This is a genomic window from Streptomyces palmae (assembly GCF_004684805.1).
GTDB lineage: Bacteria > Actinomycetota > Actinomycetes > Streptomycetales > Streptomycetaceae > Streptomyces > Streptomyces palmae.
Map to the genome: position 1 here is coordinate 1 of NZ_SRID01000453.1, position 4975 is coordinate 4975.

The 4975-nt window shown below is 74.2% G+C and carries 5 protein-coding genes and 1 pseudogene; 3 read left to right on the plus strand and 3 right to left on the minus strand.

All coding sequences use genetic code 11. From position 1 onward, the window contains the following. A pseudogene (locus tag E4099_RS34625) lies at positions 1–370 on the minus strand (hypothetical protein); the annotation flags it as partial. Positions 371–501: 131 nt separating this feature from the next. Here E4099_RS34625 and E4099_RS33775 point away from each other — a divergent pair. Further along, positions 502–2010, plus strand: a complete 1509-nt coding sequence (locus tag E4099_RS33775; protein ID WP_209446787.1) for a hypothetical protein — start codon at positions 502–504, stop codon at positions 2008–2010. A gap of 139 nt (positions 2011–2149) precedes the next feature. Continuing rightward, positions 2150–2803 (plus strand): HAD family hydrolase, encoded by a 654-nt coding sequence (locus tag E4099_RS28920; protein ID WP_135342078.1) that lies wholly within the window; start codon positions 2150–2152, stop codon positions 2801–2803. Here the strand turns inward: E4099_RS28920 and E4099_RS28925 are convergent. Beyond that, positions 2752–3030, minus strand: a complete 279-nt coding sequence (locus E4099_RS28925) for a hypothetical protein (protein ID WP_135342079.1) — start codon at positions 3028–3030, stop codon at positions 2752–2754. The two genes, E4099_RS28920 and E4099_RS28925, sit on opposite strands and share 52 nt — an antisense overlap. A gap of 162 nt (positions 3031–3192) precedes the next feature. Between E4099_RS28925 and E4099_RS34960 the strand changes: the two genes are divergently transcribed. After that, the gene (locus tag E4099_RS34960; RefSeq protein WP_135342080.1) at positions 3193–3576 is read left to right on the plus strand and encodes a cold-shock protein; all 384 of its coding nucleotides are present in this window, start codon (positions 3193–3195) and stop codon (positions 3574–3576) included. Positions 3577–3954: 378 nt separating this feature from the next. Here the strand turns inward: E4099_RS34960 and E4099_RS28935 are convergent, their stop codons facing one another. Beyond that, on the minus strand, positions 3955–4821 hold the full coding sequence (locus E4099_RS28935) for a 1,4-dihydroxy-6-naphtoate synthase (protein WP_135342081.1): 867 nt from the start codon (positions 4819–4821) through the stop codon (positions 3955–3957). Positions 4822–4975: the final 154 nt, after the last annotated feature.

Here is a 4975-nt window from a genome sequence, read left to right on the forward strand (position 1 = left end):
GGGCGGGGCGGTCGCCGGTCATCAGCGCGCGCAGGGTGGCGTAGTCGCAGGGGTCGGGGGCGACGGCCAGCGCCTCCGCGGTCTGCAGCGCGAAGCGGTCCAGGCGCTCCACGGCCCGTATCACCGAGGCGCGGGTACCGGCCCGGGTGGCCAGCTGGGTCAGGTCGCCCGGGACCGGGGACAGCAGGTCGGGGCGGGCGCGCAGCAGTGCTGCCAGGGCACCGTCGGGGCGGGCGCGGAGCTCCTCGGCGAGGGTGCGCGGCGGGGCGGCGTCGCCGCCGCGACCGGCCTTCCGTCCGCCGTTCCGTTCGCTTCCTGTCCCCGGCGCGCCCGGAGTCCGGGGCGTCCGCGGGGTCCGCGAGGTGGTCATTCGACCCACATTAGCGGGTGGTCAGGACGGGTGTCGGGGGCGTGGACAGCCGCGCCGCCGAGGACCGGCGCGGTACCGTCGAACGGTTCCGGGACGCGGGACACCAACGGTGCGCCTCCGCGGGGGTTTTGGTGGGGATCGAAAGCGATCGGCTCGTATACGACTATCTGAGCCAGGTCGGCGACCTGGCCCAGCAGTGTGGGCTGCCGTCCCGCGACCGCATGCGGCTGGTCGCCACACTGCGCGCCGAGATCGACCAGCAGCGGGCCGCGGCGGGCTCGGGCGGACGCACCGAGGCGGGGGTCAAGCGGATCCTCGGCCGCCTCGGCACCCCGACCGAGGTGGTGAGCGAGGCCGGCGCCCAGAGCGCGGCGAGTGCCGCCCGTGCCGCGTACGGAGCAGGGCCCGCCGAGCCGCCGGCCTACGGTACGGACCGCCCGGGCGCGGGCGCGGACCACTCGGGCGCGGGCGGCCCGGATGCCGGCGCGGCGGACCCGGCCCCGGGCGGGTCGGGTGGCACGGGCTCGGGCGCGAACGGTGCGGGTCCGGCCGCCTCGCCCGCCGCGGCCTCGGGCGCCCGCCCGACCGGTGGCGGCGCCCCCGGGGGAGGCACCCCCCGTGCCGCCGGCCCCGCGGTGCCGGGTGCGCGCCCCGCCGAGTCCGAGGCGCCCGCGCCCAGCGCTCCGGGCGGCCCCACCGGCTCCGCGGCCCAGGCCCCCCAAGCGGCCGTCCCCGGCACGTCCGGCACCTCTGACACCTCCCGTACCGCCGCCACCCAGCCGTCCGGCCCGCAGGAGGCCGCCGCGCGCAAGCTCACCCGTACCGCGCGGGAGCGGCTGGCCGGGCTCGCGGAACGGAGCGGGCTGACGGGGAAGGCGGTGCCGGGGCCGCGCACCGACTCCGAATCAACCAAGGACCCCGCCCCGGACCGGCCGCAGGGCGCGTCGCCGCCGCATCTGGCGGGTGAGGACGAGCTGACCATCCGGGAGTCCAACCCGGACTGGTGGCGGATGGACGCGGGGCCGTTCTCCCAGCGCGGCGACACCCCCTTCGGGGCGGTGGAGGGCTTCACCGGCGGCATCGAGATCGCCGAGCTGCTCAAGCCCCCGGGTAGCCGGGACACCGCCCAGGACGGGACGAAGGACGGCGTAGGGCAGGACGGGACCGGGCAGGCCGCCGGTGCGGGGCCGGACGCCGCCGGGAACGAGGGCGGCGGCGGACGGGGCGCGCGCCGCGGCGTGCTGCGCCGGGTCCTCGGCCGCCGCGCCAAGGCCGAGGGGTCCGGCGGGGGCCGGGGCCTCTCGGTGGGTCCCATGCTGGCCGTGTCCATCGTGCTGCTGACCGCGGGCGCCCTGCTGGGCAATGTGATCCTGCTGGCCTTCGGCTGGGTGATCGCCTACTACCTGGGCAAGCTGAGCCCCGGTGAGGCCAAGATGGCCGTGCTGGTGCTGCCCGGCCTGGTCGCCGGCGGCGCGATGGTCTGGGTGTGGGGCCGGCTGGACGGGCGGTGGGGCGAGCCGATCCCCGAGCACGGACTGGGCGGCGTGGTGCGGGGCACCTGGCCGGTGGTGGTCCGCGCCGCGGCCGTGGTCTCCGTCCTCTTCCTGATCTGGCGCTCCCGCCGCCGCGGCCAGGGCTGACAGGGCTGGCAGGGCTGGCAGGGCTGACCGAATACCGAGCGGCTCCGACGGCGATGGCCCCGGGAGCCTTTTCCGCCCCGGTCGACCGAAGGCCGCCCGCCCCGTCCCGTCCGCATCGTGGACAGACAGAATGGCCGGCATGGCTGCGAACCCCATCACGGTCGGCTTCGACCTGGATATGACCCTGATCGACTCCCGGCCCGGCATCAAGGCGGCGTACGAGGAGATCGCGGCGCGCACCGGTGTCTTCATCGACGCCGAACTCGCCATCACCCGGCTCGGGCCGCCGCTGGAGCGGGAGCTGGCGAACTGGTTCCCGGCCGAGCGGATCGCGGAGGTGGGCGACCTCTACCGCTCGATCTATCCGCAGGTGGCCGTTCCTCCCACCCCCGCGCTGCCCGGGGCGCACGAGGCGGTGGCGGCGGTGCGGCGGCTGGGCGGGCGGGCCGTCGTGGTGACCGCCAAGCACGAGCCCAACGCCAAGCTGCACCTGTCCCACCTGGGCATCGAGCCGGACGCGGTGGTCGGTTGGCTGTGGGCGGAGGCCAAGGCGGAGGCGCTGCGCGAGTACGGGGCCGCGGTGTACGTGGGCGACCACACCGGCGATGTGCGCGGGGCGCGTGCCGCCGGCGCGGTGTCGGTGGCGGTGGCCACCGGGCCCTGCGACGCGGAGGAGCTGCGCGCCGCCGGAGCCGATGTGGTGCTGCCCGACCTCACGGCCTTCCCGGCCTGGCTGGAACGCTATGTCGTGGCGGCGTCCGGAGAGGTCTCGGCCAGCGCCGACCTGGCTTGACGGCGCTGGACCGCGATCGAGCGCAGTACTCCGGCGGCGGCCAGCGCGAAGCCCACGCCCATCAGCATGCTGACCAGGTAGGCGGCGGTGGGAAGCGGATCCGCGCCGAGCAGCAGCGGGGCGACGGTGGCCATGGTGGCCACCGCTCCGATCACGAAGACGATGACGCCGATCCGAATCAGCCCGTCTCCGGGGGCGCTGTCCTGGGGTCGAGGTGTGTCACTCACCGCACCAGGGTAGGTCGAAAGCACGCAGGAACCACCCAGGTACGTCTTGTCACCAGGCTCCGGACCATTAGCCTTGGTGGTGTGGCGGGTCACTGACCCGCTGTAGTGCTATCCAGAGCTGTTTTTCCGTGATTCCGACGAGCGACGAGGACGAGGACAGACGTGCCTACCGGCAAAGTCAAATGGTTCAACAGTGAGAAGGGCTTCGGCTTCCTCTCCCGCGATGACGGGGGCGACGTCTTCGTGCACTCCTCGGTCTTGCCGGCGGGCGTGGACTCACTGAAACCAGGTCAGCGCGTCGAATTCGGTGTCGTCGCTGGAAACCGCGGTGACCAGGCGCTTTCCGTGATCGTCCTGGAGCCGACCCCCTCGGTCGCCGCCGCCCAGCGCCGCAAGCCGGACGAACTCGCCTCGATCGTGCAGGACCTCACCACGCTGTTGGAGAACGTGACCCAGCAGCTGGAGCGCGGTCGCTACCCCGACAAGGCACAGGGTTCCAAGATCGCCGGAATGCTGCGCGCGGTCGCCGACCAGCTGGACGTCTGAGACGCCTGAGACGTCTGAGACGCGGAGACGCCCGCGTACCGAAGACGAGGACCGGCCGGAGCGGGGTCCGGGCCCATGAGGGCTCGGACCGGCTCCGGCCGGTCCTGTTTGTCGTACGGGGCAGTCCCGTCCCGCGGGGCGCCTCGCCAGTCGAGCAGGGCCTGACCTCGACTGGAGTCCGACCGGAGTGCGGACCGCGGGCCGCCGACCCGTCAGCGACCGTGCACCGACCGCCAGTCGCCGTCCCACGGTCGCCAACCCATCACTCCTCAGCCCTCGGCGGTCGGACCCAGTGGTCGGTTTTCGGCCGCACGCGAACGTCCACCGCCGGCCGCCAGCCGCTGGTCCCAGCTCCCGATCTCGGACTCAGTCTCAGACTCAGACGAACTCCAGCATGTCCGGAGCCAGGGGAGGTACCAGGCCCTCGGCCGCGGCGCGGGTCAGCAGGCCGCGCACCGCGGCGTAGCCGTCCTCGCCCAGGTCGGCGGTGAACTCGTTCACATAGAGCCCGATATGCCGGTCGGTGACCGCCGGGTCCATCTCCTGCGCGTGCTCCAGGACGTAGCCGCGGGACGCCGCCGGGTCGTCCCAGGCCATCCGTACCGAGGTACGGGCGGCCTCGGCCAGGGCCCGCAGCCGCTCCGCGCCCAGTGACCGCTTGGCGATGATCGCGCCGAGCGGGATCGGCAGCCCGGTGGTGGCCTCCCAGTGCTCGCCCATGTCGGCCAGCTTGTGCAGCCCGTACCGCTGGTAGGTGAAGCGCGCCTCGTGGATGACCAGTCCGGCGTCCACCTTGCCGTCCCGCACCGCGGGCATGATCTCGTGGAACGGCAGCACCACCACCTCGCCGACCCCGCCCGGGACGACGTCCGCCGCCCACAGCCGGAACAGCAGATAGGCGGTGGAGCGCTCGCTGGGCACCGCGACCGTCTTGCCGGTCAGCGCCGCGGGACCCTCGGCCGGATCCTCCGGTTCGCGGGTGAGCACCAGCGGCCCGCAGCCCCGGCCCAGGGCGCCGCCGCAGGGCAGCAGCGCGTACTCGTCCAGCACCCAGGGCAGGACGGCGTAGGACACCTTGAGGATGTCGAACTCGCCGCGTTCGGCCATGCCGTTGGTTATGTCGATGTCCGCGTAGGTGACCTCGAGCTCCGGGGCGCCGGGCACCCGGCCGTGGGCCCAGGCGTGGAAGACGAAGGTGTCGTTCGGGCACGGCGAATAGGCGATCTGGAGCGGCGACTCAGCCATCGGTCTCGGTCTCCTCATGCGGGTGGGGCGCGTGGGGCTGGTGATGCGGGTGTTTCGAGTGGGGGAGCGCGGCATCGCGGTGCGCGCTGGGGCCCGCGATGACGGTCGGTACCGCGGGTGCGGACGGGGCGGCGGATGGTGAGGGGGCCGCGGG

What these genes read in the sequence shown, in the direction of transcription:
- E4099_RS28920 (WP_135342078.1), top strand. Translation starts at nt 2,150, where the DNA reads ATGGCTGCGAACCCCATCACGGTCGGCTTCGACCTGGATATGACCCTG.
- E4099_RS28935 (WP_135342081.1), bottom strand. Translation starts at nt 4,821, where the DNA reads ATGGCTGAGTCGCCGCTCCAGATCGCCTATTCGCCGTGCCCGAACGAC.